Annotated in this window: 24 protein-coding genes, 1 tRNA gene and 1 pseudogene; 25 read left to right on the forward strand and 1 reads right to left on the reverse strand. The window is 68.0% G+C overall.

Going from position 1 to position 25,560, the window contains the following annotated elements; genetic code table 11:
* Nucleotides 1–29 precede the first annotated feature (29 nt).
* Genes LRS14_RS29190 through LRS14_RS29210 form a run of 5 tightly spaced genes read left to right on the forward strand, consistent with a single transcriptional unit; the run spans nt 30 to nt 4,128 of the window.
* Nucleotides 30–380 carry a hypothetical protein gene (locus LRS14_RS29190; protein ID WP_257802085.1) on the forward strand — a complete coding sequence of 117 codons (351 nt, stop codon included), beginning with the start codon at nt 30–32 and terminating at the stop codon, nt 378–380.
* The gene (locus tag LRS14_RS29195) at nt 377–1,831 is read left to right on the forward strand and encodes a TolC family protein (RefSeq protein ID WP_257802086.1); all 1,455 of its coding nucleotides are present in this window, start codon (nt 377–379) and stop codon (nt 1,829–1,831) included. The genes LRS14_RS29190 and LRS14_RS29195 overlap by 4 nt, the downstream gene beginning before the upstream one ends.
* A gap of 32 nt (nt 1,832–1,863) precedes the next feature.
* Nucleotides 1,864–3,276 (forward strand): multicopper oxidase family protein, encoded by a 1,413-nt coding sequence (locus LRS14_RS29200; protein WP_257802087.1) that lies wholly within the window; start codon nt 1,864–1,866, stop codon nt 3,274–3,276.
* A gap of 25 nt (nt 3,277–3,301) precedes the next feature.
* A complete protein-coding gene (locus tag LRS14_RS29205) occupies nt 3,302–3,820 on the forward strand; it encodes a cupredoxin family protein (protein ID WP_257802088.1) in 519 nt (172 codons plus the stop codon).
* Between the two features lie 2 nt (nt 3,821–3,822).
* Nucleotides 3,823–4,128, forward strand: coding sequence for a copper-binding protein (locus tag LRS14_RS29210; protein ID WP_257802089.1), 306 nt, complete (start codon nt 3,823–3,825; stop codon nt 4,126–4,128).
* A gap of 34 nt (nt 4,129–4,162) precedes the next feature.
* Here LRS14_RS29210 and LRS14_RS29215 read toward each other — a convergent pair whose 3' ends face one another.
* Complete coding sequence (locus LRS14_RS29215; protein ID WP_257802090.1) at nt 4,163–5,725, reverse strand: methyl-accepting chemotaxis protein; 1,563 nt, start codon at nt 5,723–5,725, stop codon at nt 4,163–4,165.
* 187 nt (nt 5,726–5,912) lie between these two features.
* On the opposite strand from LRS14_RS29215, the gene LRS14_RS29220 reads away from it, so the two are divergent.
* From LRS14_RS29220 to nuoL, 20 genes and pseudogenes are all read left to right on the forward strand, one after another.
* Nucleotides 5,913–7,253, forward strand: a complete 1,341-nt coding sequence (locus LRS14_RS29220) for a branched-chain amino acid ABC transporter substrate-binding protein (protein WP_404977617.1) — start codon at nt 5,913–5,915, stop codon at nt 7,251–7,253.
* A gap of 29 nt (nt 7,254–7,282) precedes the next feature.
* A pseudogene (locus LRS14_RS29225) lies at nt 7,283–8,433 on the forward strand (pyridoxal phosphate-dependent aminotransferase).
* 122 nt (nt 8,434–8,555) lie between these two features.
* Nucleotides 8,556–8,825, forward strand: a complete 270-nt coding sequence (rpsO, locus tag LRS14_RS29230) for a 30S ribosomal protein S15 (RefSeq protein ID WP_046113913.1) — start codon at nt 8,556–8,558, stop codon at nt 8,823–8,825.
* A gap of 210 nt (nt 8,826–9,035) precedes the next feature.
* Nucleotides 9,036–11,345, forward strand: coding sequence for a polyribonucleotide nucleotidyltransferase (gene pnp / locus LRS14_RS29235; protein WP_046113912.1), 2,310 nt, complete (start codon nt 9,036–9,038; stop codon nt 11,343–11,345).
* Nucleotides 11,346–11,397: 52 nt separating this feature from the next.
* A complete protein-coding gene (locus LRS14_RS29240; RefSeq protein ID WP_257802092.1) occupies nt 11,398–12,387 on the forward strand; it encodes an NAD(P)H-quinone oxidoreductase in 990 nt (329 codons plus the stop codon).
* 7 nt (nt 12,388–12,394) lie between these two features.
* Nucleotides 12,395–13,141, forward strand: coding sequence for a triose-phosphate isomerase (gene tpiA, locus LRS14_RS29245; RefSeq protein ID WP_046113911.1), 747 nt, complete (start codon nt 12,395–12,397; stop codon nt 13,139–13,141).
* Between the two features lie 21 nt (nt 13,142–13,162).
* On the forward strand, nt 13,163–13,564 hold the full coding sequence (secG, locus tag LRS14_RS29250; protein ID WP_257802093.1) for a preprotein translocase subunit SecG: 402 nt from the start codon (nt 13,163–13,165) through the stop codon (nt 13,562–13,564).
* 119 nt (nt 13,565–13,683) lie between these two features.
* Nucleotides 13,684–13,768 (forward strand) — tRNA-Leu (locus LRS14_RS29255).
* Nucleotides 13,769–13,932: 164 nt separating this feature from the next.
* Entirely contained in the window at nt 13,933–14,292 is a 360-nt protein-coding gene (locus tag LRS14_RS29260; RefSeq protein ID WP_257802094.1) for an NADH-quinone oxidoreductase subunit A, read from the forward strand.
* 6 nt (nt 14,293–14,298) lie between these two features.
* On the forward strand, nt 14,299–14,775 hold the full coding sequence (locus LRS14_RS29265) for an NADH-quinone oxidoreductase subunit B family protein (protein WP_046113908.1): 477 nt from the start codon (nt 14,299–14,301) through the stop codon (nt 14,773–14,775).
* A gap of 30 nt (nt 14,776–14,805) precedes the next feature.
* Nucleotides 14,806–15,408 (forward strand): NADH-quinone oxidoreductase subunit C, encoded by a 603-nt coding sequence (locus LRS14_RS29270; protein ID WP_046113907.1) that lies wholly within the window; start codon nt 14,806–14,808, stop codon nt 15,406–15,408.
* A 25-nt stretch (nt 15,409–15,433) separates the two neighbouring features.
* The gene (locus tag LRS14_RS29275; RefSeq protein ID WP_046113906.1) at nt 15,434–16,687 is read left to right on the forward strand and encodes an NADH-quinone oxidoreductase subunit D; all 1,254 of its coding nucleotides are present in this window, start codon (nt 15,434–15,436) and stop codon (nt 16,685–16,687) included.
* Entirely contained in the window at nt 16,684–17,175 is a 492-nt protein-coding gene (gene nuoE / locus LRS14_RS29280) for an NAD(P)H-dependent oxidoreductase subunit E (protein ID WP_046113905.1), read from the forward strand. Before LRS14_RS29275 ends, nuoE begins: the two co-directional genes overlap by 4 nt.
* A gap of 2 nt (nt 17,176–17,177) precedes the next feature.
* On the forward strand, nt 17,178–18,536 hold the full coding sequence (gene nuoF, locus LRS14_RS29285; RefSeq protein ID WP_046113904.1) for an NADH-quinone oxidoreductase subunit NuoF: 1,359 nt from the start codon (nt 17,178–17,180) through the stop codon (nt 18,534–18,536).
* A gap of 20 nt (nt 18,537–18,556) precedes the next feature.
* Nucleotides 18,557–20,887: an NADH-quinone oxidoreductase subunit NuoG gene (nuoG, locus tag LRS14_RS29290; RefSeq protein WP_257802095.1), complete on the forward strand. Its 2,331-nt coding sequence runs from the start codon at nt 18,557–18,559 to the stop codon at nt 20,885–20,887.
* 2 nt (nt 20,888–20,889) lie between these two features.
* A complete protein-coding gene (gene nuoH, locus LRS14_RS29295) occupies nt 20,890–21,951 on the forward strand; it encodes an NADH-quinone oxidoreductase subunit NuoH (protein ID WP_046113902.1) in 1,062 nt (353 codons plus the stop codon).
* Between the two features lie 34 nt (nt 21,952–21,985).
* Entirely contained in the window at nt 21,986–22,474 is a 489-nt protein-coding gene (gene nuoI, locus LRS14_RS29300) for an NADH-quinone oxidoreductase subunit NuoI (protein WP_046113901.1), read from the forward strand.
* Between the two features lie 59 nt (nt 22,475–22,533).
* On the forward strand, nt 22,534–23,184 hold the full coding sequence (locus tag LRS14_RS29305) for an NADH-quinone oxidoreductase subunit J (RefSeq protein ID WP_046113900.1): 651 nt from the start codon (nt 22,534–22,536) through the stop codon (nt 23,182–23,184).
* Nucleotides 23,184–23,510, forward strand: coding sequence for an NADH-quinone oxidoreductase subunit NuoK (gene nuoK, locus LRS14_RS29310; RefSeq protein WP_046113899.1), 327 nt, complete (start codon nt 23,184–23,186; stop codon nt 23,508–23,510). The genes LRS14_RS29305 and nuoK overlap by 1 nt, the downstream gene beginning before the upstream one ends.
* A gap of 6 nt (nt 23,511–23,516) precedes the next feature.
* A complete protein-coding gene (gene nuoL / locus LRS14_RS29315) occupies nt 23,517–25,547 on the forward strand; it encodes an NADH-quinone oxidoreductase subunit L (protein ID WP_046114035.1) in 2,031 nt (676 codons plus the stop codon).
* Nucleotides 25,548–25,560: the final 13 nt, after the last annotated feature.

Here is a 25,560-nt window from a genome sequence, read left to right on the forward strand (position 1 = left end):
CACCGCCGATCACTTCGAAGGACGTTTCCATGTCCCATCCGCTCCTGGCCGGGCTGGCGCTGGCCGTGCTGGCCGCCGCCGCCGTGGCCCAGCCCGCGCCCGCGTCCGCACCACCGGCCGCCAGCGCTTCCGCCGACCCCACCGATCCCCGCGCGCCGGTGCCGGCGCCGGTCTACCGCTCCGTGCTCGCCGGCCTGCCGTCGGGTGCGGAGCCACCCGCCGCCGTGCCCTGGCGCGCCGCCAACGACCAGGTCGGCCGCATCGGCGGCTGGAAGGCCTATGCGCGTGAAGCGGCCGTGCCCGCGCCGGCCGCCTCGGCGCCGCATGCCCCGCAGCCGGCGGCCACGCCACCGGCGCATCCGCACGGAGGCCACCGGTGAGCGCCGGTCGTCCGATCCTGCGCGCCGGCATGTGCCCTCGCCATGGCGCGACCTCGGCTGCGCTGGCCGCCGCCGCACTGCTCAGCGGCTGCGCGGCCTTCAGCCCGGATGCGGGCATCGGCCCGGTGCGCCAGACGGTGCAGCAGCGCCTGGGCCAGCCGGTGCAGCTGCCGCATACCGACGCGGAACAGGCCGCAGCGCAGCAGCAGGCGCAGGCCCTGCTGGCGCAGCCGCTGTCGGCCGACGACGCGGTGCGGCTGGCGCTGCTCAACAACCGCGGCCTGCGTGCCGCGCTGCACGACGTGGCCATCGCCGATGCCGAGCGCGTGGCCGCCGGCCGGCTGCCCAACCCAGGCTTCAGCTTCGGCCGCACCCGCCGCGGCGATGAACGCGAGATCGAGCGTGGCCTGCACTTCAGCCTGGGCCGGCTGATCACGCTGCCGCTGGCCAGCGAGGCGGCCACGCGGCGCCAGGCGCAGGCCCAGGCCCAGGTGGCCGGCCAGGCGCTGCAGCTGGCCCATGACACCCGCCGCGCCTGGGTGCAGGCGGTGGCCGCGGAAGAGGCGCTGCACTACAGCGGCCAGGTGCTGCAGGCCGCGCAGGCCAGCGCCGAGCTGGCCCGCCGCATGGCGCAGGTGGGCAACTTCAATGCGCTGCAGCAGGCGCGTGAGCAGGCCTTCTCGGCCGATGCCGCGCTGGCCGCCGCCCGTGCGCAGCAGGCTCGCCTGGCCGCGCGCGAGCGGCTGGTGCGGCTGCTGGGCCTGTGGGGCGAGCCGGCGGCGCGGCTGCAGCTGCCCACCCGGCTGCCGCCGCTGCCGCAGGCCGATGCCGTGCAGCTGGAGCGGCCCGACATCGAGCAGCAGGCCATCGCCCAGCGGCTGGACGTGCAGGCCGCGCGCGCCGGTGCACAGCAGCTGGCCGGCAGCCTGGGCCTGGGCCGTGCGAGCCGCTTCGTCAACCTGCTGGAGCTGGGCGTGGTGCGCAACTCGTCGAACGAGGAGCCTACCGAGCGCGGCTGGGAGCTGTCGCTGGAGCTGCCGCTGTTCGACGGCGGTGCCGGCGTCGCGCGGGCCGAGGGCTTGTATGGACAAGCGCTGCACCGCGCGGCCGAGACCGCCGTCAACGCCCGCTCCGAAGTGCGCGAGGCCTATGGCGCCTGGCGCTCGGCCTACGACATCGCACGCCACCAGCGCGACGAGGTGCTGCCGCTGCAGGCCCGCATCGCCGAGCAGAACCTGCTTCGCTACAACGGCATGCTGATCGGCGTGTTCGAGCTGCTGGCCGATGCCCGCGCGCAGATCGGCGGCGTCAACACGGCCATCGAATCGCTGCGCGACTTCTGGCTGGCCCAGGCCGACCTGGACATGGCGCTCATCGGCAAGCCCGCCGCCGGCGGCGCGCTGCCCGCCTCCAGCGCCGCTGCGGCCCCTGCCGCCGAGGCGGGCCATTGAAGCCCGCCGACACCGCACAAGGAACCCGACCCATGCTTTCCCGACGCAATCTTCTCGGCGCCGCCGCCGCCACCGCGGCCGTCAGCACCGCCGCGGTCAGCAAGGTGGCGCTGGCTGCGCTGCCCGAGCCGGTGCTGCAGACATCGCCCGACACCATGCCGCCGCTGCAGCCGCCCAACGGCCGGCCCTACAACCCGGTGGTCACCCTCAACGGCTGGACGCTGCCCTGGCGCATGAACAACGGGGTGAAGGAATTCCACCTGGTGGCCGAGCCGGTGGTGCGCGAGATGACGCCCGGCTTCCAGGCCCACCTGTGGGGCTACAACGGCCAGAGCCCCGGCCCCACCATCGAGGTGGTGGAAGGCGACCGGGTGCGCATCTTCGTCACCAACAAGCTGCCCGAGGTCACCACCATCCACTGGCACGGCCAGCGCCTGCCCAACGGCATGGACGGCGTGACCGGCCTGACGCAGCCGGCCATTCCGCCGGGCAAGACCTTCGTCTACGAGTTCGTGGCCCGCCGCCCCGGCACCTTCATGTACCACCCGCATGCCGACGAGATGGTGCAGATGGCCATGGGCATGATGGGCCTGTGGATCACCCATCCCAAGGGCCGGCATCCGCTCATCGCCGAGGTGGACCGCGACTTCTGCTTCCTGCTCAATGCCTACGACATCGAGCCCGGCAGCGCCACGCCGCGGGTGATGACGATGCTGGACTTCAACCTGTGGAGCTGGAACAGCCGCATCTTTCCCGGCATCGACCCGCTGGCGGTGCGCCACAACGACCGCGTGCGCATCCGCGTGGGCAACCTGACGATGACCAACCACCCGATGCACCTGCACGGCCACGAGTTCACCGTCACCGGCACCGACGGCGGCCCGGTGCCCAGAAGTGCCCGCTGGCCCGAGGTGACGACCGACATCGCCGTGGGCCAGATGCGGCAGTTCGAATTCCTGGCCGACGAGGAGGGCGACTGGGCCTTCCACTGCCACAAGAGCCACCACACCATGAATGCGATGGGCCACGACGTGCCCACCATGATCGGCGTGGACCACAGCGGCGTGGCGCGGCAGGTCACGCAGCTGATCCCCGACTACATGGTGATGGGCGAGCGCGGCATGAAGGACATGACCGAGATGGAGATGCCGCTGCCCGACAACACCGCCGCGATGATGACCGGCACCGGTCCCTTCGGCGCCGTGGGCATGGGCGGCATGTTCAGCGTGCTCAAGGTGCGCCGTGGCCAGCGCCCGGGCGACTACACCGACCCCGGCTGGTTCCAGCATCCGCCCGGCACCGTGGCCCATGAGTTCGCCGGCCCGCTGGCCACGCCGGCGCAGGCGCCCGCGGCCAGTGGCGGCACCTCCATGCCACCCGCCGCCGTGCCCGCCCGGCCGGTGGAAGTGCAGGTGCGCAAGCCGGCCGGTGGCCATGCGCATTGAAGGCCGGCCATCCACAGGAGCAAGCATGAAGACACAACGACGTTCGATGACGCTGGGCCTGCCCGCGGCTGCGCTGCTGCTGGCCGCTGGCAGCCTGCCACGCCGCGCCCATGCGCACGGCGAGGCACCGCATGGCGGCAAGCCCGCGGCCGCCGCCCCGCTCGAGCAGAAGCCCTGGGGCATCGCCGGCCGGCCCGAGGCGGTGCGCCGCACGGTGGCGGTGAAGATGCTGGACAGCATGCGCTTCGAGCCCGCGCAGCTGCGCGTGGCGCTGGGCGAGACGCTGCGCTTTCGCGTGGCCAACACCGGCCGCGCGATGCACGAGTTCGTCATCGGCACGCGTGAGGAAAACCGCGCGCATGCCGAGCTGATGATGAAGTTTCCCGACATGGAACACGACGAGCCCTGGATGGCCCATGTGCCGCCGGGGCGCACCGGGGAGCTGGTGTGGCACTTCAACCGCGCCGGCCAGTTCGAGTTCGCCTGCCTGATCGCAGGCCATTACCAGGCCGGCATGGTCGGCCACATCACCGTGGGAGCATGACGATGCACAAGATGAGCAAGCACCTGGCCGCACTGGCTCTTTCGCTGGCCGGTGGCCTGGCCTGGGCCCAGGCCGGCACGCCCGGGCTGACCGATGGCGAAGTGCGCAAGGTGGATGTGCAGGCCGGCCGCATCACCATCCGGCATGCCGAGATCCGCCACCTGGACATGCCGGCGATGACGATGGTGTTCCGCGCGCCGGATGCCGCGCTGCTGCAGCAGGTGAAGCCGGGCGACCGCATCCGCTTCCGCGCGGAAAAGGTCGAGGGCGGCTACGCGGTCACCGCGGTGGAGCCGGCAGCGAACTGAGGGCACGGCGCCCCGGCCGCGCGCCGTCGAGCGATCAGGCGGCCTGGGGCGCCACGCGGAAGCTGGCCACCGCCTTCGCCAGGCGGTTGGCGTTTTCCTTCAGCGCATCGGCCGCGGCGGCCGACTGCTCCACCAGTGCCGCGTTCTGCTGCGTCATCTGGTCCACGTTGGACACGCGGCCGGTGATGGCGTCGATGCCCTGGCTCACTTCGGTCACGCGGGTGTGGATGTCGCCAATGGTGCTTTCCACCCGCCGCACGCTGCCCACCAGCTCGCCCATGGTGTCGCCGGCTTCCTTCACCAGCCGGGCGCCGGCATCCACCCGCGACACGCTGGTGTTGATGAGCTGCTTGATCTGCTGCGCCGCCGCGGCGCTGCGCTGCGCCAGGCTGCGCACTTCCGAGGCCACCACCGCGAAGCCGCGGCCCTGCTCGCCGGCGCGGGCGGCTTCCACCGCCGCGTTCAGGGCCAGGATGTTGGTCTGGAAGGCGATGCCGTCGATCACGCCGATGATGTCCACGATCTGGCGCGAGCTGCCGTGGATCTCCTCCATCGTGGCCACCACCTGCGACACCACCGCGCCGCCCCGCTCGGCCACCTCGGCCGCGTCATGGGCCAGCTGGTTGGCCTGCTGGGCCGCGGTGGCCGAGTGGTGCACGTTATGGGTCAGCACGTCGATGGCGCTGCTCACCTCCTGCAGGTTGCCCGCGGTGGCCTCGGTGCGCTGGCTCAGGTCCAGGTTGCCGGTGGCCACCTCGCTGCTGGCCACCTGGATGCTGTCGGCGCTGCCGCGAACGTCGGCCACGATGGCGCGCAGCGCGGCACTCATCTGCGCCAGCGAGCCCAGCGTCTGCGCGGTCTCGGTGCCGCCTTCCACCACCACGGTGCGCGTCAGGTCGCCCGCCGCGATGTACGCCGCGATCTGCCGCACCGAGGCCAGCGTTGCCAGGATGGAGCGGCCCACCGCATAACCGGCGCCCACCGCGCAGGCCACGGCCAGCAGGGCGAAGCCCAGCAGTGCGGTCTGCACCCGGCCGGTCAGCAGGTCCACGCCGGCGCCCAGCGTGGCCGAGGCCTGGTCCACCTGCCGGCGCGCCTCGGCCAGGCGGGTCTCGGCGGCCTTGAAATGGTTGTTGACCTCGCCCAGCGCCGCCGTGGCCTCGCGGGCATCCGGGAAGCGGGCGCCGGTCAGGTCCTTGTAGAAGGCCTCGTAGGCGGCGCGGTAGGCCTTCACATGGCCGGCCACGGCGTCCAGGTGGGTGGCCAGCGGGGCGTCGGCCATCGTGGTGGCCACGGCGGCCAGTTCGGTGCCGGCGGCCTGCAGGGCCTCGTCCCAGGTCTTGCGGGCGGCTGCAATGGCCTCGTTGTCCAGGTTGTTGGCCACCATCGTCTGCTCGGCGGCACGGGCGCGCCACAGCTGCTGCTCGGCCGCGCTGGCATGCGCCTGCGCCGGCAGGATGCGCTGCTGCAGCACCTCCACCCCGCCGCGGGCCTGACCCACCCCATGCGCACCCAGGGCGGCGATGCCCAGCAACAGCACCAGTACCAGCCCGAAGGCGGCGAGCAGGCGGTGGCGGACGGACAGGCGGCTGAGCATCAAGAAACCCTCACATCGTGGACAACTGACCGGGTTGTCGGCGTGGGTCCGAGGTCGCTTGAGGCGAATCTGCGAGAAAGCTCGGGACGCACCAGATTCGTGCTTTTCCCGGCCCGGCTTGCCCATCTTGGTGACACTGGCCGCCTCCCTACAATCCGCCGCCTCCTGAACAGCGCCTTGCCGATTGATGCCCCGCTCCTTGAAGAACGCCGCCGTTTCCGTCCTGCGCCGCAGCCGCCTGCTGGCCGCGGGCGCCTTGCTGCTGGCCGGCGCCGTGGTGCAGGCCCAGCCCGCCGCGAACGCCGCCGCCTCCACCGTGCCCGCCGGCCGCGAGCCCATCCGCATCGCGATGATCGAAGGCCTGTCGGGCCCGTTCGCCAATGCCGGCGAGGCGGTGTTCCGCAACCTGCTGTGGGCGGTGGAGCGGGTGAATGCCCGCGGCGGCGTCAAGCTGGCCGATGGCGCGCGGCCGCTGGAGCTGGTGCGGCTGGACAGCAAGGGCAACACCGAGGAGGCGCTGGCCATGCTGCGCGCCGCGCTCGACCGCCGCATCGCCTTCATCGCCCAGGGCAACAGCTCGGCCACCGCCGCGGCCATCATCGACGCGCTGGACAAGCACAACCAGCGTGAGCCCCAGCAGCGCGCGCTGTTCCTCAACTACTCGGCGGTGGACACCGCGCTGACCAACGAGAAGTGCAGCTTCTGGCACTTCCGCTTCGACGCCCACACCGACATGCGCCTGGCCGCGCTCACCGATGCGCTGCGCGACGACGGCTCGGTCAAGAAGGTCTACCTGATCGGCCAGGACTACAGCTTCGGCCAGCAGGTGCTCAAGCAGGCGCGCGCCATGCTGCAGGCCAAGCGACCCGACATCGAGTTCGTCGGCGACGAGCTGCATCCCATGGGCCGGGTGAAGGATTTCCTGCCCTATGCCGCCAAGATCCGCGCCAGCGGCGCGCAGGCGGTGCTCACCGGCAATTGGGGCAACGACCTCACGCTGCTGGTCAAGGCGGTGCGCGATGCCGGCGCGCCGGTCAAGTTCTACACCTTCTACGGCAATGCGCTGGGTGCGCCCGCGGCCATTGGCGACGCTGGCGTGGGCACGGTGCTGGCGGTGGCTGAATGGGTGCCCAACCTCGGCGGCCAGGCCTCCGATGCGTTCTACCAGTCGTTCCGCCAACGCTTCCCCGACCCGCGCGACGACTACGTGCATGCCCGCATGCAGTCGATGATCGAGCTGCTGGCCCGCGCGCTGGAGAAGGCCGGCACCGCCGACCCCGCCGCCGTGGCCCGCGCGCTGGAAGGCGCCAAGCTCGACAGCAAGCCGTTCGGCGGCTTCCACGGCGGCACCATGCGCGCGGCCGACCACCAGTTCCAGCAGCCGCTGGTCGTCAGCGTGATGGAAAAGGCCGGCACGCCCGGCGTGCGCTTCGACGTGGAAGGCTCCGGCTACGGCTTCCGCGTGGTGCGCCAGCTCAAGCCCGCCGAGGTGGAGCAGCCCACCAGCTGCCAGATGACCCGGCCCTGACCTTCCAACCCGTTCCAGGAGTACCCGCCATGCGCCCCGCGATTGCCGACCTGCCCGCCTCCAAGATCCGCGAGGTGGCCAATGCCGGCCTCGACCGCAGCGACGTGCTGGCCTTCTGGTTCGGCGAAAGCGACGAGGTCACGCCCGCCGAGGTGCGCGACGCCGCCGCCCAGGCGCTGGCGCGCGGAGAAACCTTCTACTCGCACAACCTCGGCCTGCCGGAGCTGCGCGCCGCGCTGGCCGCCTACACCAGCGGCCTGCACCGGCCGGTGGACGTCGACCGCATCGCCGTCACCTCCTCCGGCGTCACTGCCCTGATGGTGGCGATGCAGATGCTGCTGGGCCCGGGCGACGAGGTGGTGGCGGTGGTGCCGGTGTGGCCCAACCTCACCGCGCAGCCGGCCATCCTGGGCGCCACCGTCACCCGCGTGCCGTTGCGTCCGGGCAAAGAGGGCGCCTGGGGCCTCGACCTGGGCGAGCTGCTGGCGGCCGTCACGCCGCGCACCCGGGTGCTGCTGGTCAATGCGCCCAACAACCCGACGGGCTGGACGCTCACCCGCGCCGAGCAGCGGGCGCTGCTGGACCACTGCCGCCGCACCGGCACCTGGATCGTCGCCGACGAGGTGTACGAGCGGGTGTGGTTCGGCGAGGGCCGTGCCGCGCCCAGCTTCCTCGACATCACCGAGCCGCAGGACCGCGTGGTGGTGGTGCACAGTTCTCCAAGAGCTTCCTGATGACCGGCTGGCGCCTGGGATGGCTGGTGCTGCCCGAGGGCTGCCTGGACGACGTGGGCAAGCTGATCGAGTTCAACAGCTCCTGCGCGCCGGTCTTCGTGCAGCGCGGCGGCCAGGCGGCATTGCGCATCGCCGATGCTTTCGTGCCCGAGCTGGTGGGCCGCTTCCAGGCCTGCCGCGACACCTTGCTGCCCGGCCTGGCCGCCATGCCGCGGGTGCAGGTGGCCACGCCGCTGGGCGGGTTGTACGGCTTCTTCCGGGTGGAGGGCGAGCCTGATTCGCTGGCCCTGGCCAAGCGGCTGGTGAGCCGGCACGGCCTGGGGCTGGCACCCGGCGCGGCCTTCGGCGATGAAGGGGAGGGCTGGCTGCGCTGGTGCTTCGCCTCGCGCGACCCGGCGCGGCTGCAGCAAGGCCTGCAGCGCCTGTCTGACGCGCTTGCCATATAATCGCCGGTTCCCCAAAAGGGATTTCGCACGGCATGGGTCGGTTTCACCCGTGACCGCAAGTTGAACCCGAGACCGTCCTGCCGCAGGTTTGCGCATGGCGCCTCGATTACCAGGAACACACCATGGCAACCGCCGACACCAAGAAGGCAGACATCATCCAGGCGCATGCGCGCGGCGCGGCCGACACCGGCTCCCCCGAAGTGCAAGTGGCCCTGCTGACCAACCGCATCAACGAGCTGACCCCCCACTTCAAGCTGCACGCCAAGGACCACCACGGCCGCCGCGGCCTGCTGAAGATGGTCAACCAGCGCAAGCGCCTGCTGGCCTACCTGAAGGACCGCAACAGCGACCGCTACACCGCGCTGATCCAGAAGCTGGGCCTGCGCAAGTAAGCACCGAATGCATGCCGAGAGCCTGTCTGGAATCTCCAGCACAGGCTCTTTGCGTTTTGGAGCTGGTTCGTCCACGGCGCTGCTGTGTCATTCCACCGGGGTCTCGCGGCCCCGCCGGCCCCGGTGGAATGGCATTGCGCCAACAACGATGAGCCTGCCCCGGGCCGTAGGCGCCGCCCGCCCAGGCGCCTGACAACCGGAGAAGAACCCATGAGCCTTTTCAACAAAGTCACCAAGACCTTCCAGTGGGGCCAGCACAGCGTCACGATCGAGACGGGTGAGATCGCCCGTCAATCCAGTGGCGCCGTCGTCGTCGACATCGAAGGCACCGTGGTGCTTGCCACCGTCGTGGCCAAGAAGGACCCGAAGCCGGGCCAGGACTTCTTCCCGCTGACCGTCGACTACATCGAGAAGACCTACGCCGCCGGCAAGATCCCCGGCAGCTTCTTCAAGCGTGAAGGCCGCCCCAGCGAGCTGGAGACGCTGACCAGCCGCCTGATCGACCGCCCGATCCGCCCGCTGTTCCCGGAAGGGTTCATGAATGAGGTGCAGGTGGTGATCCATGTGCTGTCGCTCAACCCGGAAGTGGCGGCCGACATCGCCGCCATGATCGGCACCAGCGCCGCGCTGTCGGTCAGCGGCATCCCCTTCAACGGCCCGATCGGCGCCGCCCGCGTGGGCTACGTCAACGGCCAGTACGTGCTGAACCCCAGCAAGAGCCAGCTGGCCGACAGCCAGATGGACCTGGTGGTCGCCGGCACCGAAGCCGCCGTGCTGATGGTGGAGTCGGAAGCGCAGCAGCTGTCCGAGGAAGTGATGCTGGGCGCCGTGGTGTTCGGCCATGAGCAGGGCAACATCGCCATCCAGGCCATCAACGAGCTGGTGCGCGACGCGGGCAAGCCCGAATGGCAGTGGGAAGCTCCCGCCAAGGACGAAGCCTTCATCGCCAAGGTGACCGAGCTGGCCGAAGGCCCGCTGCGCGAGGCCTACCAGATCCGCAGCAAGCAGGCCCGCACCCAGGCCACGCGCGACGCCTATGCCAACGTGCAGGCGGTGCTGAAGATCGAGAACGTCGACTTCGATCCGGTCAAGGTCGAGGGCCTGCTGTTCGACATCGAAGCCCGCATCGTGCGCAGCCAGATCCTGGCCGGCGAGCCGCGCATCGACGGCCGCGACACTCGCACCGTGCGTCCCATCGAGATCCGCACCGGCGTGCTGCCGCGTACCCACGGCTCGGCGCTGTTCACCCGCGGCGAGACGCAGGCGCTGGTCGTGGCCACGCTGGGCACCGACCGCGACGCGCAGCGCATCGACGCGCTGGCCGGCGAGTTCGAAGACCGCTTCATGCTGCACTACAACATGCCCCCGTTCGCCACCGGCGAAACGGGCCGCGTGGGCTCGCCCAAGCGCCGCGAGATCGGCCACGGCCGCCTGGCCAAGCGCGCCCTGGTGGCGGTGCTGCCCAGCAAGGAAGAATTCCCGTACGCCATCCGCGTGGTCAGCGAGATCACCGAGTCCAACGGCTCGTCGTCGATGGCGTCGGTGTGCGGCGGCGCGCTCAGCCTGCTGGATGCCGGCGTGCCGCTGAAGGCACACGTGGCCGGCATCGCCATGGGCCTGATCAAGGAAGGCAACCGCTTCGCGGTGCTGACCGACATCCTGGGCGACGAGGACCACCTGGGCGACATGGACTTCAAGGTGGCCGGCACCACCGCGGGCATCACCGCGCTGCAGATGGACATCAAGATCCAGGGCATCACCAAGGAAATCATGCAGGTGGCCCTGGCGCAGGCCAAGGAAGCCCGCCTGCACATCCTGGGCTGCATGAGCCAGTCGGTGGGTGAGGCCAAGACCGAGGTGTCGCAGTACGCCCCGCGCCTGTACACGATGAAGATCAACCCCGAGAAGATCCGCGACGTGATCGGCAAGGGCGGCGCCACCATCCGCGCGCTGACCGAAGAGACCGGCACCACGATCGACATCGGCGAAGACGGCACGATCACTATCGCCTCGGCCGACGCCGACAAGGCCGAATACGCCAAGAAGCGCATCGAGGAGATCACCGCCGAGGCCGAGATCGGCAAGGTCTACGAAGGCGCGGTCACCAAGATCCTGGACTTTGGCGCGCTGGTCAACATCCTGCCCGGCAAGGACGGCCTGCTGCACATCAGCCAGATCGCGCACCAGCGCGTCGAGAAGGTCACCGACTTCCTGACCGAAGGCCAGATGGTGAAGGTCAAGGTGCTGGAGACGGACGAGAAGGGCCGCATCAAGCTGTCGCTGAAGGCGCTGCTCGACAAGCCGGAAGGCTATGTCGAGGAGGAGCGTCCGCGCCGCGAGTACGGCGACCGTGGCGATCGCGGCGACCGTGGTCGCGACCGTGGCGACCGCCCGCCGCGCCGCGAACGCGAGCCGCGCGAACAGCGTGACGAGGCACCGCAGGCCGCCCCGGCCGCCGATGCACCGTCGTCCGCGCCGTCGTTCGGCAACGACAACGAGCGCCCGCAGCAACCCGAGTGAGCCAAGGTGCCGCGGCAGCTTCGGCCGCCGCGGCCTGGCACGGAGTATTCCGATGAACGCTATCGAGATCGCGGGGCCCGGCGGCGGTCCTGAAGTACTGCGCCTCGTGCAGCGGCCCGACCCCGCGCCCGCCAAGGGTGAGTTGCTGATCGCGGTGAAGGCCGCGGGCATCAATCGCCCCGACGTGCTGCAGCGCAAGGGCGCCTATCCGCCGCCGCCCGGTGCTTCCGACCTGCCGGGCCTGGAAGTGGCCGGCACGGTGACCGCCGGCAGCGACGACGACCTGGCCGCCGCCGGCCTGAAGATCGGCGACCGCGTGTGCGCCCTGGTGGCCGGCGGCGGTTATGCCGAGCTGTGCACCGCGCCTGCCGGCCAGTGCCTGCCGATTCCGGCCGGCCTGTCCGACGTCGAGGCCGCGGCCCTGCCGGAGACCTTCTTCACCGTGTGGCAGAACGTCTTCCACATCGCGCGGCTGAAGGCAGGCGAGACGCTGCTGGTGCAGGGCGGCTCGAGCGGCATCGGCACCACCGCCATCGCACTGGCCAAGGCCATCGGCGCCAGCGTGATCGTCACCGCGGGCAGCGACGACAAGGTGGCCGCCTGCGTGCAGCTGGGTGCCGACCACGGCATCAACTACCGCACGCAGGACTTCGTGGCCGAGGTGCAGCGCATCACCGGCGGCAAGGGCGTGGACGTGGTGCTCGACATGGTGGCCGGCGACTACGTCGGCCGCGAGATCGAGTGCCTGGCCACCGACGGCCGCCTGGCGCTGATCGCCGTGCAGGGCGGCACCAAGAGCAGCTTCGACGCTGGCCTGGTGCTGCGCAAGCGCATCGCCATCGTCGGCTCCACGCTGCGTCCGCGCTCGGTGGCCTACAAGACCGTGCTGGCCCAGGAACTGCGCGCCACCGTGTGGCCGCTGATCGAGGCCGGGCGCGTCAAGCCGGTGATCCACAAGGTGTTTCCGGCAGCGCAGGCGGCGGACGCCCATGCGCTGATGGAATCGAGCAGCCATGTCGGCAAGATCGTTTTGAGTTGGTGATTGGACGATGACTACACGACGCAAACTGGTGGTGGGCAACTGGAAGATGCACGGCAGCCACAAGGCCAATGCCGAGCTGTTCGAAGGTCTGCTGGACGCCGGCCCCAGCAATGCCGACATGGCGGTGTGCGTGCCGTTCCCTTTCCTGTCGGAAGCCGCGGTGGCCCTGGCCGCCAGTGCCATCCGCTGGGGCGCACAGGACTGCTCGGCCCATGAGCAGGGCGCCTACACCGGCGAGGTGTCGGCCGCCATGTTGCACGAGTTCGGCTGCCGCTACGTCATCGTCGGCCACTCCGAGCGCCGTGCCTACCATGCCGAAAGCGACCAGCTGGTGGCCGACAAGGCCAAGGCTGCGCTTGGCAAGGGCATCACGCCCATCGTGTGCGTGGGCGAGACGCTGGCCCAGCGCGAGGCCAACGAGACCGAGGCGGTGGTCAAGCGGCAGCTGTCCGCCGTGATCCATACGCTGGGGCATTGCGTGGGCGAGATGGTCGTCGCCTACGAACCGGTGTGGGCCATCGGCACCGGCAAGACCGCATCGCCCGAGCAGGCGCAAGCCGTTCATGCGTTGCTGCGTGCGCAGTTGCAGGCAGCCACGCCGCAGGCCGGCGCGATGAAGATCCTCTACGGCGGCAGCGTCAAGCCCGACAACGCCGCAACCCTGTTTGCGCAGCCCGACATCGATGGCGGGCTGATCGGCGGTGCCTCGCTCAAGGCCGCCGACTTCATCGCCATCGGCCGCGCCGCGCCCTGAGAACTCCCGGAGTCACAAGAAATGCAAATCTGGATGAACATCGTGCTGGCGGTCCAGCTCCTGACGGCGATCACGATGATCGGACTGGTGCTGGTGCAGCACGGCAAGGGCGCCGACATGGGCGCTTCCTTCGGTGGCGGCTCGTCGGGCAGCCTGTTCGGTGCCACCGGCAGCGCCAACTTCCTGTCGCGTTCCACCGCCGCCTGCGCCACCGTGTTCTTCATCTGCACGCTGGCCCTGGCCTACCTGAACAGCCGGGAGCGCACCGTGGAACCCGCCACCGGTGGCACGGTGTTCGAGCGCGCCATTCCCTCGGCGCCCACGCCCGCCGCCTCCGCCGCGCTGCCTTCGGCCTCCGTACCGGTGGCCCCGGTCGTCCCGGCCGCGCCCGCGGCCTCTGGCGCCGTCATTCCGAAGCCTTGATCTGCCTCCTGCATCATGTTGGTGACAACCCTCGTGATGCGGGAAATTTCGGGCTAGAATGCGAGGCTGTTCAGTGAGCAATCCTCAAGCAAAACCGAACAGTCGAAGTTGACAAAACCGCCGACGTGGTGAAATTGGTAGACACGCTATCTTGAGGGGGTAGTGGCGAAAGCTGTGCGAGTTCGAGTCTCGCCGTCGGCACCAGAAATGAGATGGGTTGTAAGCAAGGCCCTCACCGGTACTTTGCAAGACAGCGCCCTGAATGCGATCAGCAATGCAGGGAAAACTGGGCGCGCTGAGTGAGCCAAGCTGGTTCCGGCGCGCTTTTTGCTGCCCGGACGTCGATCTCGCAACCTTAGCCAAGAGCCATGGACCTGCAACAGTACCTACCTGTCATCCTGTTCATCCTGGTCGGTATCGGTGTAGGCATCGTGCCCCAGGTGCTGGGTTTTGTTCTCGGTCCGCAACGGCCTGACATGGCGAAAAACTCGCCCTATGAATGCGGCTTCGAAGCCTTCGAGGACGCCCGCATGAAGTTCGACGTGCGCTACTACCTGGTGGCCATTCTCTTCATCCTGTTCGACCTCGAAATCGCATTCCTCTTCCCTTGGGCCGTTGCGCTCAAGGAGATCGGCCCCGCCGGCTTCTGGGCGATGATGCTGTTCCTGACCATCCTGGTGGTCGGATTCGTCTATGAGTGGAAAAAGGGCGCCCTCGACTGGGAGTAAGCACAAATGGGTATCGAAGGCGTTCTCAAGGAAGGCTTCGTCACCACATCGGTCGACAAGCTGATCAACTGGTCGAAGACCGGCTCGCTGTGGCCGATGACCTTCGGCCTGGCCTGCTGCGCGGTGGAGATGATGCATGCGGGTGCCGCCCGCTACGACATCGACCGCTTCGGCATGCTGTTCCGTCCCAGCCCGCGCCAGTCCGACCTGATGATCGTGGCTGGCACGCTGTGCAACAAGATGGCGCCGGCCCTGCGCAAGGTCTACGACCAGATGGCCGAGCCGCGCTGGGTGCTGTCGATGGGCTCGTGTGCCAACGGCGGCGGGTACTACCACTACAGCTATTCGGTGGTGCGCGGCTGCGACCGCATCGTGCCGGTGGACGTCTATGTGCCGGGCTGCCCGCCCACGGCAGAGGCCCTGCTGTACGGCATCCTGCAGCTGCAGGCCAAGATCCGCCGCGAGAACACGATCGCCCGCTGAGGCGGCCGGCCACCCAGCGTCAGCCATCGCATGACCCAGAAACTCGACAACCTGCAAGCCGCGCTCCAGTCGGTGCTCGGCGACAAGATCAAGACCTTCAAGCGCGAGCGCGGCGAGATCACCATCACCGTGGCCGCTGCGGTGTACGCCGACGTGGCGCTGCGGCTGCGTGACGATCCCGCGCTGCGGTTCGAGCAGTTGATCGACCTGTGCGGCATGGACTACAGCGGTTGGCAGGACAGCGGCGCGTATGAGGGTCCGCGCTTCGCCGTGGTGACGCACCTGCTCTCTCTGCAGCACAACTGGCGGCTGCGCCTGCGCGTGTACTGCCCGGATGACGACCTCCCGATGGTGGCCTCGGTCAACGAGGTGTGGAATGCCGCCAACTGGTTCGAGCGCGAAGCCTTCGACCTGTACGGCATCATCTTCGAAGGCCACCTGGACCTGCGCCGCATCCTGACCGACTACGGCTTCATCGGCCATCCGTTCCGCAAGGACTTCCCCACCACGGGCCATGTGGAGATGCGCTACGACCCTGAGCAGAAGCGCGTGATCTACCAGCCCGTGACGATCGAGCCGCGCGAGATCACGCCGCGCATCGTCCGCGAAGACAACTACGGCGGGCTGCACTGAGCGCCGCCGGCGCCAACAGGTTTCTATGGCAGAGATCAAGAACTACACGCTGAACTTCGGGCCCCAGCACCCCGCCGCGCACGGCGTGCTGCGCCTGGTGCTCGAGCTTGACGGCGAGGTCATCCAGCGTGCCGACCCCCACATCGGCCTGCTGCACCGCGCGACCGAGAAGCTGGCCGAAAGCCGCACTTTCATCCAGTCGCTGCCCTACATGGACCGTCTCGACTACGTGTCGATGATGTCCAACGAGCATGCGTACTGCCTGGCCATCGAGAAGCTGATGGGCATCGAGGTGCCCGAGCGCGCGCAGTACATCCGCGTGATGTTCAGCGAGATCACCCGCCTGCTGAACCACCTGCTGTGGCTCGGCGCGCACGGTCTCGACTGCGGCGCGATGAACATGCTGATCTACTGCTTCCGCGAGCGGGAAGACCTGTTCGACATGTACGAGGCGGTGTCGGGCGCGCGCATGCATGCGGCCTATTTCCGGCCTGGCGGCGTGTACCGCGACCTGCCGGACTCGATGCCGCAATACAAGGTGTCGAAGATCCGCAATGCCAAGGCCATCGCGGCGATGAACGACAACCGGCAGGGTTCGCTGCTGGACTTCATCGACGACTTCACCAAGCGCTTCCCGACGCACGTCGACGAGTACGAGACGCTGCTGACCGACAACCGCATCTGGAAGCAGCGCACCGTGGGCATCGGCGTCGTCACGCCGGAGCGTGCCAAGAACCTCGGCTTCAGCGGCCCGATGCTGCGCGGCTCGGGCATCGCCTGGGACCTGCGCAAGACGCAGCCCTATGAGGTCTATGACCGCATCGACTTCGACGTGCCGGTGGGCACCAACGGCGACACCTACGACCGCTACCTGGTGCGCATCGAGGAGATGCGGCAGTCCAACCGCATCATCGAGCAGTGCGTGGCCTGGCTGCGCAAGAACCCCGGCCCGGTGATCACCGACAACCACAAGGTGGCGCCGCCTTCGCGGCTGGACATGAAGTCCAGCATGGAAGAGCTGATCCATCACTTCAAGCTCTTCACCGAAGGCTTCCACGTGCCCGAAGGCGAGGCCTACGCAGCCGTGGAGCATCCGAAGGGTGAGTTCGGCATCTACCTGGTGAGCGACGGCGCCAACAAGCCGTACCGCCTGAAGATCCGCGCACCGGGCTTTGCGCACCTTGCAGCCCTCGATGAAATGGCGCGCGGCCACATGATTGCCGATGCCGTCGCCATCATCGGGACGATGGACATCGTGTTTGGCGAGATCGATCGATGAGCCTGTTTTCCGTGGACACCCTGGCCCGCTTCGCCAAGGAAGTTGCCAAGTACCCGCCCGAGCAGAAGCAGTCTGCGGTGATGGCCTGCCTGTCGATTGCGCAGCAGGAACTGGGCTGGGTCTCGCCCGAGAGCGAGCAGGAGATCGCCGACTACCTCGGCATGCCCGCGATCGCGGTGCACGAGGTGACGACCTTCTACAACATGTACAACCAGCAGCCGCTGGGCCGCTACAAGCTCAACGTCTGCACCAACCTCCCTTGCCAGCTGCGCAACGGCCAGCATGCGCTGGAGCACCTGTGCGCCAAGCTGCATGTCGATGAAGGCGGCACCAGCGCCGATGGCCTGTTCACCGTGCAGAAGACCGAGTGCCTGGGCGCCTGCGCCGATGCACCGGTGATGCTGGTGAATGACCGCCAGATGGTGAGCTACATGACCGACGAGCGGCTCGACGCGCTGGTCGACACACTGAAGGCGCAGGCAAAGTGAACATGCCCGACCTTTCCCGGTTCCAGGCCACCGGCCTCGAAACCTGCTTCCACGACCGCCACATCGGCGCGCAGATCTATGCGGGCCTGAACGGCCGCAACTGGTCGATCGCCGACTATGAGGCGCGCGGTGGCTACCAGGCGCTCAAGCGCATCCTGGGCACCGACGGCGGCGCCGGCATGACGCCCGACCAGGTGATCGCCGACGTCAAGCTGTCGGGCCTGCGCGGCCGCGGCGGCGCCGGCTTTCCGACCGGGCTGAAGTGGAGCTTCATGCCCCGCCAGTTCCCGGGCCAGAAGTACCTGGTGTGCAACTCCGACGAAGGCGAGCCGGGCACCTGCAAGGACCGGGACATCCTGGCCTACAACCCGCACATCGTCATCGAGGGCATGATCATCGCGGCCTACGCGATGGGCATCAGCGTGGGCTACAACTACATCCACGGCGAGATCTTCGAGGTGTACGAACGCTTCGAGGCCGCCCTGGAGGAAGCGCGGGCCGCCGGCTACCTGGGCAACCAGATCCTGGGCAGCGGCTTCAGCTTCCAGCTGCATGCGCACCACGGCTTCGGCGCCTACATCTGCGGTGAAGAAACAGCGCTGCTCGAATCACTGGAAGGCAAGAAGGGCCAGCCGCGGTTCAAGCCGCCGTTCCCGGCGAGCTTCGGCCTGTATGGCAAGCCGACCACGATCAACAACACCGAGACCTTCGCCGCGGTGCCCTGGATCATCCGCAATGGCGGCCAGGCCTACCTCGACATCGGCAAGCCGAACAACGGCGGCACGAAGATCTTCTCGGTGGTGGGTGACGTCAACAAGCCTGGCAACTACGAGATCCCGCTGGGCACGCCGTTCAGCAAGCTGCTGGAACTGGCAGGTGGCGTGCGCACCGGCCGGCAGCTCAAGGCCGTGATCCCGGGCGGCTCGTCGTCGCCGGTGCTGCCGGCCTCGATCATGAACGAGTGCACCATGGACTACGACTCGATCGCCAAGGCGGGGTCGATGCTGGGTTCGGGCGCCGTCATCGTGATGGACGACAGCCGTTGCATGGTGCGCAGCCTGCTGCGCCTGAGCTACTTCTACATGCACGAGAGCTGCGGCCAGTGCACGCCGTGCCGCGAAGGCACGGGCTGGCTGTGGCGCATGGTCGATCGCATCGCCAACGGCCAGGGCCGTCCGGAAGACATCGACCTGCTGAACTCGGTGGCTGACAACATCCAGGGCCGCACCATCTGTGCGCTGGGTGACGCCGCGGCCATGCCGGTGCGGGCGATGCTCAAGCACTTCCGCGACGAGTTCGTCCACCTCATCGAACACAAGACTGCGAAGGTCCCGCAGCCGGCCGCGGCCGTGCATGCCTGACGGCAACCGGGACACACAACATGGTTGAAATCGAACTCGACGGCAAGAAGGTCAGCGTGGTCGAAGGCAGCATGGTCATGCATGCCGCCGACGCCGCGGGCACCTACATCCCGCACTTCTGCTACCACAAGAAGCTGAGCATTGCGGCCAACTGCCGCATGTGCCTGGTCGAGGTGGAGAAGGCGCCCAAGCCGATGCCCGCCTGCGCCACGCCGGTGACCAACGGCATGATCGTGCGCACCAAGAGCGACAAGGCGATCAAGGCGCAGCAAGGGGTGATGGAGTTCCTGCTGATCAACCACCCGCTGGACTGCCCCATCTGCGACCAGGGCGGCGAATGCCAGCTGCAGGACCTGGCCGTGGGTTACGGCGGGTCTTCCTCGCGCTACCAGGAAGAAAAGCGCGTGGTGTTCCACAAGGACGTGGGTCCGCTCATCTCGATGGAAGAGATGACGCGCTGCATCCACTGCACCCGCTGCGTGCGTTTCGGCCAGGAAGTGGCCGGGATCATGGAGCTGGGCATGATCCACCGCGGCGAGCATTCCGAGATCACCACGGTGGCCGGCGACACGGTGGACTCCGAGCTGTCGGGCAACATGATCGACCTGTGCCCGGTGGGCGCGCTCACCAGCAAGCCCTTCCGCTACAGCGCCCGCACCTGGGAGCTGTCGCGCCGCAAGAGCGTGAGCCCGCACGACGGCGTGGGTGCCAACCTGATCGTGCAGGTCAAGTCCAACAAGGTCATGCGCGTGCTGCCGCTCGAGAACGAGGCGGTCAACGAGTGCTGGCTGTCGGACCGCGACCGCTTCTCGTACGAGGCACTCAACAGCCCCAGCCGCCTGACCACGCCGATGATCAAGCAGGGCGGCCAGTGGCAGGCCGTCGACTGGAACACCGCGCTGGGCTACGTGGCCGATGGCCTGAAGCGCGTGAAGGGTGAGTTCGGCGTGGCCGGCATCGGCGCGCTGGGCTCGGCCCAGTCCACCGTCGAGGAACTTCATCTCCTGGCCAAGCTGGTCCGCGGCCTTGGCAGCGACAACATCGACTACCGCACCCGCCACGCCGACTTCGCGCTGGAGCAGGGCGGCGTGCGTTGGCTGGGCACCTCCATCGCCTCGCTGTCGACGCTGCAGCGTGCCTTCGTCATCGGCTCGTTCCTGCGGAAGGACCAGCCGCTGATGGCGCAGCGCATCCGCCAGGCCGCGCGGCATGGCGCGCATGTGCACAGCCTGGGCGCGGTGAATGACGAGTGGCTGATGCCCACGGGCATCCGCCTGGTGGCCGCCCCCAGTGCCTGGGTGGGCGTGCTGGCCCAGGTGGCTGCCGCCGTGGCCGCGGCCACCGGCGCCGTGTCGCCGGTGTCGCTGGATGCCGGCATCGAGCCCACCGAGGACGCCCGTGCCATCGCCACGTCCTTGATCTCGGGTCAGCAAAAGGCCTTGCTGCTGGGCAATGCCGCCGCGCAGCACCCGGAAGCCTCCCAGTTGCTCGCACTGGCCAACTTCATCGCGCAGCACACCGGCGCTTCGGTGGGCTACCTCACCGAGGCAGGCAACACCGTCGGCGCGCAGCTGGTGCATGCCATGCCGCGCCAAGGCGGCCTGAACGCGGGCCAGATGCTGTCGCAGCCGATGAAGGCCCTGCTGCTGCTCAACGTGGAGCCGGTGCTGGATGCCGCCAACGCCGCGGCGGCCCGTGCAGCGCTGCAGGGCTCGGGCCTGGTGGTCGCGCTCACGCCCTTCAAGGATGCGCAGGTCGACAACGCCGACGTGCTGCTGCCGATCGCGCCCTTCACCGAGACCTCCGGCACCTTCGTCAATGCCGAAGGCCGCGTGCAGAGCTTCCACGGCGTGACCAAGCCGCTGGGCGATGCCCGCCCGGCCTGGAAGGTGCTGCGGGTGCTGGGCAATCTGCTGGGCCTGGAAGGCTTCAACCACGAGACCTCGGAGGAGGTGCGCGCGGAAGCCCTGGGCGATGCCGCCGGCATCACCAGCCGGCTGAACAACGAGGCGGCTTCGCTCGGCCAGGTGACCATCAGCCCGCAGGACGGCATCGAGCGCCTGGCCGATGTGCCGATCTACAGCGCCGACGCCATCGTGCGCCGCGCCACCTCGCTGCAGCTGACGGCCGATGCACGCCCGCCGGTTGCCAGCCTGCCGTCAGGCCTGTGGCAGACACTGGGCCTGCAGGTCGGCGACCGCGTGCGCGTCTCGCAAGGCCAGGCGTCCGCCGTGCTGCCTGCCGTGGAAGAGCCGACACTGGCTGGCAACACCGTGCGCGTGCCGGCCGGCCATGACCACACCGCCACCCTTGGCGCCATGTTCGGCGCGCTGACCATCGAAAAAGCCTGAACATGCTGGATACCGTCCAACAAGCCGGCACGTCGCTGCTCGGCCCCACGCTCTGGCTGGTGGTCTGGAGCCTGATCAAGATCGTCGCGGTGGTGGCGCCGCTGATGGGCTGTGTCGCCTACCTCACGCTGTGGGAGCGCAAGGCCATCGGCTGGACGCAGATCCGCCCGGGCCCCAACCGCGTCGGCCCGTTCGGCCTGCTCACGCCCATCGCCGATGCGGTCAAGCTGATCTTCAAGGAAATCATCCGCCCGACGGCGGCCAACAAGGGCCTGTTCTTCCTGGGCCCGATCATGACCATCATGCCGGCGCTGGCGGCCTGGGCCGTGGTGCCGTTCGGACCTGACGTGGTGCTGGCCAACGTCAACGCCGGCCTGCTATTCCTGATGGCCATCACCTCGCTGGAGGTGTACGGTGTGATCATCGCGGGCTGGGCCTCCAACTCGAAGTACGCCTTCCTGGGTGCGCTGCGGGCTTCGGCGCAGATGGTGAGCTACGAGATCGCGATGGGCTTCTGCTTCGTCGTGGTGCTGATGGTGTCGGGCACCCTGAACATGAGCGCCATCGTCACCAGCCAGGGCACCGGCTTCTTCGCCGACAAGGGCGTGGGCCTGCTGTCCTGGAACTGGCTGCCGCTGCTGCCCATCTTCGTCGTGTACTTCATCTCCGGCCTGGCCGAGACGAACCGCCACCCGTTCGACGTGGTGGAAGGCGAGTCGGAAATCGTGGCCGGGCACATGATCGAGTACTCGGGCATGTCGTTCGCGATGTTCTTCCTGGCCGAATACGCCAACATGATCCTGGTCTCCACCCTGGCCGTGATCCTGTTCCTCGGCGGCTGGCTGAGCCCCTTCGGGTTCCTCGACTTCATCCCTGGCTGGATCTGGCTGGCGATCAAGGTCTTCGTGGTCGTCACGATGTTCCTGTGGGTGCGTGCCACGTTCCCCCGCTTCCGCTACGACCAGATCATGCGTCTGGGCTGGAAGATTTTCATTCCCGTCACCCTGGTGTGGCTGGTCGTCGTTGGCCTGTGGATCCAGTCGCCCTGGAACATCTGGCCTTAAAGCCGGCTAACGCCCCGCACACAGAGGTCACCCCATGTCTGCCGTCAAAGACTTCGTCTCCAGCTTCATGCTGCTGGAGCTGCTCAAGGGCCTGAAGCTCACGGGCCGCCACTTCTTCCAGAAGAAGATCACCATCCAGTTTCCGGAAGAGAAGACGCCGCTGTCGCCGCGCTTCCGTGGGCTGCATGCGCTGCGCCGCTACGAGAATGGCGAAGAGCGCTGCATCGCCTGCAAGCTGTGCGAGGCAGTGTGCCCGGCGCTGGCCATCACCATCGAATCGGACGTGCGTGACGACGGTTCTCGCCGCACCACGCGCTACGACATCGACCTGACCAAGTGCATCTTCTGCGGCTTCTGCGAGGAAAGCTGCCCGGTCGATTCCATCGTCGAGACGCACATCCTCGAGTACCACGGCGAAAAGCGCGGCGACCTGTACTTCACCAAGGACATGCTGCTGGCCGTCGGTGACCGCTACGAGCGCGAGATCGCCGCCAACAAGGAGGCCGACGCGAAGTACCGCTGACGGCTGCGGCCGCCTGCCCAGGCGGCCCTGGCCCGGCGCGTGCGCGCGTTCAAGAAAACATGAATACGACGACCGCTCTCTTCTATGCGTTCTCGGCGGTGCTGCTGGGAGCCTCCTTCCGCGTGATCACGGCGCGCAGCACCGTGCATGCGGCGCTCTTCCTGGTGCTGGCCTTCTTCAGCGCAGCCTGCGTTTGGATGCTGCTGAAGGCCGAGTTCCTGGCCATCACGCTGGTGCTGGTGTACGTCGGCGCAGTGATGGTGCTGTTCCTCTTCGTGGTGATGATGCTGGACATCAACACCGACGCCTTCCGACAGAACTTCTGGAAGCACTTCCCGGTGGCCGGCCTGATCGGCGCGCTGATCGCGCTGGAAATGGCGGCGGTGCTGTACCAGGGCTTCTACGTGCCCGAGGCGCCGATGATGACCGCGGCGGAGATCGAGGCCGGCAACACCAAGCTGCTGGGCATCGAGATGTACACCAGGTACCTCTATCCGCTGCAGATCGCCGCGGTGCTGCTGCTGGTGGCCATCGTGGCGGCCATCGCGCTGACGCTGCGCAAGCGCAAGGACTCGCGTGCCATCGATGCCTCGCAGGCGGTGCGCGTCAAGAAGGCGGACCGTGTCCGACTGGTCAAGATGAAACCGACGATCGAGGTGCCTTCGGTGCCTGCCGCCCAGCCGGGCGCCCAAGCCGAGGGGAAACAGTGATGCTGGGCCCCGTGTCTCTTGGCCACTACCTGTCGCTGGGCGCGGTGCTGTTCGCACTGTCGGTGATCGGCATCTTCCTGAACCGCCGCAATCTGATCGTGCTGCTGATGGCCATCGAGCTGATGCTGCTGGCGGTCAACCTGAACTTCATCGCCTTCTCGCACTACCTGCCGGCCGTGGCCGACCGCATGGCGGGCCAGGTGTTCGTGTTCTTCATCCTGACGGTGGCGGCCGCCGAATCCGCCATCGGCCTGGCCATCCTGGTCGTGCTCTTCCGCAACCGTGCGTCGATCAACGTCGACGAACTCGATACCCTGAAGGGCTGATTGACCATGTCGGCAACCCTGTCCCAGAACATGCTTCTCGCGGTGCCGCTGGCGCCGCTGGCCGGCTCCGTCATCGCCGGCTTCTTCGGCAAGACGGTGGGCCGCCGCGGCTCGCACATCGCCACCATCCTCGGCGTGGCCATCGCCTTCGTGCTGTCCGTGATGGTGCTGCAGAGCGTCGTCGTCGACGGTGCCCGCTTCAACGCCACCGTCTACGAGTGGATGGTGCTCGGCGACCTGAAGATGGAAGTCGGCTTCCTGGTCGACGGTCTCACCGCGATGATGATGTGCGTGGTGACCTTCGTGTCGTTGATGGTGCACATCTACACCATCGGCTACATGGAGGAAGACCCGGGCTACCAGCGCTTCTTCTCGTACATCTCGCTGTTCACCTTCTCGATGTTGATGCTCGTGATGAGCAACAACTTCCTGCAGCTGTTCTTCGGCTGGGAGGCGGTGGGCCTGGTGTCGTACCTGCTGATCGGCTTCTGGTTCAAGCGCCCGACGGCCATCTTCGCCAACATGAAGGCCTTCCTGGTCAACCGGGTGGGTGACTTCGGCTTCATCCTCGGCATCGGCCTGCTGCTGGCCTACACCGGCACGCTGAACTACGGCGAGACCTTTGCCAAGAGCGGCGAACTGGCCAAGCTCACGCTGCCCGGCACCGACTGGATGCTGCTGACCACCGCCTGCATCTGCCTGTTCATCGGCGCGATGGGCAAGAGCGCGCAGGTGCCGCTGCATGTGTGGCTGCCGGACTCGATGGAAGGCCCGACGCCGATCTCCGCGCTGATCCACGCGGCGACGATGGTGACGGCCGGCATCTTCATGGTGGCCCGCATGTCGCCGCTGTTCGAGCTGTCGGACACCGCGCTGTCCTTCGTGCTGGTGATCGGCTCCATCACGGCGCTGTTCATGGGGTTCCTGGGCATCATCCAGAACGACATCAAGCGCGTGGTGGCGTACTCCACGCTGAGCCAGCTGGGCTACATGACGGTGGCACTGGGCGTGTCGGCCTACTCTGTGGCGGTGTTCCACCTGATGACGCATGCGTTCTTCAAGGCGCTGCTGTTCCTCGGTGCAGGCTCGGTCATCATCGGCATGCACCACGACCAGGACATCCGCAACATGGGCGGCCTGCGCAAGTACATGCCCATCACCTGGATCACGTCGCTGCTGGGATCGCTGGCCCTGATCGGCACGCCGCTGTTCTCCGGCTTCTACTCCAAGGACAGCATCATCGAGGCGGTGCATGCCAGCCACCTGTGGGGCTCGGGCTTCGCCAACTTCGCGGTCCTGGCGGGTGTGTTCGTCACGGCGTTCTACTCCTTCCGGATGTACTTCCTGGTCTTCCATGGCAAGGAGAACTTCCGCCACAAGCCGTTCCCGGGTGAGCACGACCACCACGACGACGAGCACGGCCACCATGAACCGCATGTGCCGCATGAGTCGCCCTGGGTGGTGACGGCGCCGCTGGTGCTGCTGGCCATCCCGTCGGTGCTGATCGGCTACCTGACCATCGGTCCGATGCTGCACGGCGACTTCTTCAAGGACGCGATCTTCGTGGACGCGGCCAAGCATCCGGCCATGGCCGAGCTGAACGAGGCCTTCCACGGCGCTGCCGCCATGGCCTCGCACGGCCTCCTCACGGCGCCGTTCTGGCTGGCCCTGGCCGGCGTGGTCCTGGCCTGGTTCTTCTACATGAAGGCACCGTCGATCCCGGCGGCCATCAAGGCGCGCAGCGGCCCGATCTACCGCCTGCTGGAGAACAAGTACTACTTCGATGCCTTCAACGAGAAGTTCATCGCCGGCGGCGCACGCCTGCTCGGCGTGGGGCTGTGGAAGGGCGGCGACGTGGGTCTGATCGACGGCGTGTTCGTCAATGGTTCGGCGCGCCTGATGGGGGGCATCGCCTCGCTGACCCGATTCCTGCAGACCGGCCACCTGTACTGGTATGCGCTGGTGATGCTGCTGGGTGTGTTCGGGTTGATGACCTGGCAACTGTGGCCCACGCTCGGCGGCCTCTTCGGGCGCTGATGGCGGGGCGGAG

Source organism: Aquincola sp. J276 (genome assembly GCF_024700035.1).
GTDB lineage: Bacteria > Pseudomonadota > Gammaproteobacteria > Burkholderiales > Burkholderiaceae_C > Aquincola > Aquincola tertiaricarbonis.

Excerpts from the sequence above, each read along its gene's own strand:
- LRS14_RS29190 (WP_257802085.1), top strand. The coding sequence starts at position 30 with ATGTCCCATCCGCTCCTGGCCGGGCTGGCGCTGGCCGTGCTGGCCGCC.
- LRS14_RS29200 (WP_257802087.1), top strand. The coding sequence starts at position 1,864 with ATGCTTTCCCGACGCAATCTTCTCGGCGCCGCCGCCGCCACCGCGGCC.
- LRS14_RS29205 (WP_257802088.1), top strand. The coding sequence starts at position 3,302 with ATGAAGACACAACGACGTTCGATGACGCTGGGCCTGCCCGCGGCTGCG.
- LRS14_RS29210 (WP_257802089.1), top strand. The coding sequence starts at position 3,823 with ATGCACAAGATGAGCAAGCACCTGGCCGCACTGGCTCTTTCGCTGGCC.
- LRS14_RS29215 (WP_257802090.1), bottom strand. The coding sequence starts at position 5,725 with ATGCTCAGCCGCCTGTCCGTCCGCCACCGCCTGCTCGCCGCCTTCGGG.
- LRS14_RS29220 (WP_404977617.1), top strand. The coding sequence starts at position 5,913 with ATGCCCCGCTCCTTGAAGAACGCCGCCGTTTCCGTCCTGCGCCGCAGC.
- rpsO (WP_046113913.1), top strand. The coding sequence starts at position 8,556 with ATGGCAACCGCCGACACCAAGAAGGCAGACATCATCCAGGCGCATGCG.
- pnp (WP_046113912.1), top strand. The coding sequence starts at position 9,036 with ATGAGCCTTTTCAACAAAGTCACCAAGACCTTCCAGTGGGGCCAGCAC.
- LRS14_RS29240 (WP_257802092.1), top strand. The coding sequence starts at position 11,398 with ATGAACGCTATCGAGATCGCGGGGCCCGGCGGCGGTCCTGAAGTACTG.
- tpiA (WP_046113911.1), top strand. The coding sequence starts at position 12,395 with ATGACTACACGACGCAAACTGGTGGTGGGCAACTGGAAGATGCACGGC.
- secG (WP_257802093.1), top strand. The coding sequence starts at position 13,163 with ATGCAAATCTGGATGAACATCGTGCTGGCGGTCCAGCTCCTGACGGCG.
- LRS14_RS29260 (WP_257802094.1), top strand. The coding sequence starts at position 13,933 with ATGGACCTGCAACAGTACCTACCTGTCATCCTGTTCATCCTGGTCGGT.
- LRS14_RS29265 (WP_046113908.1), top strand. The coding sequence starts at position 14,299 with ATGGGTATCGAAGGCGTTCTCAAGGAAGGCTTCGTCACCACATCGGTC.
- LRS14_RS29270 (WP_046113907.1), top strand. The coding sequence starts at position 14,806 with ATGACCCAGAAACTCGACAACCTGCAAGCCGCGCTCCAGTCGGTGCTC.
- LRS14_RS29275 (WP_046113906.1), top strand. The coding sequence starts at position 15,434 with ATGGCAGAGATCAAGAACTACACGCTGAACTTCGGGCCCCAGCACCCC.
- nuoE (WP_046113905.1), top strand. The coding sequence starts at position 16,684 with ATGAGCCTGTTTTCCGTGGACACCCTGGCCCGCTTCGCCAAGGAAGTT.
- nuoF (WP_046113904.1), top strand. The coding sequence starts at position 17,178 with ATGCCCGACCTTTCCCGGTTCCAGGCCACCGGCCTCGAAACCTGCTTC.
- nuoG (WP_257802095.1), top strand. The coding sequence starts at position 18,557 with ATGGTTGAAATCGAACTCGACGGCAAGAAGGTCAGCGTGGTCGAAGGC.
- nuoH (WP_046113902.1), top strand. The coding sequence starts at position 20,890 with ATGCTGGATACCGTCCAACAAGCCGGCACGTCGCTGCTCGGCCCCACG.
- nuoI (WP_046113901.1), top strand. The coding sequence starts at position 21,986 with ATGTCTGCCGTCAAAGACTTCGTCTCCAGCTTCATGCTGCTGGAGCTG.
- LRS14_RS29305 (WP_046113900.1), top strand. The coding sequence starts at position 22,534 with ATGAATACGACGACCGCTCTCTTCTATGCGTTCTCGGCGGTGCTGCTG.
- nuoK (WP_046113899.1), top strand. The coding sequence starts at position 23,184 with ATGCTGGGCCCCGTGTCTCTTGGCCACTACCTGTCGCTGGGCGCGGTG.
- nuoL (WP_046114035.1), top strand. The coding sequence starts at position 23,517 with ATGTCGGCAACCCTGTCCCAGAACATGCTTCTCGCGGTGCCGCTGGCG.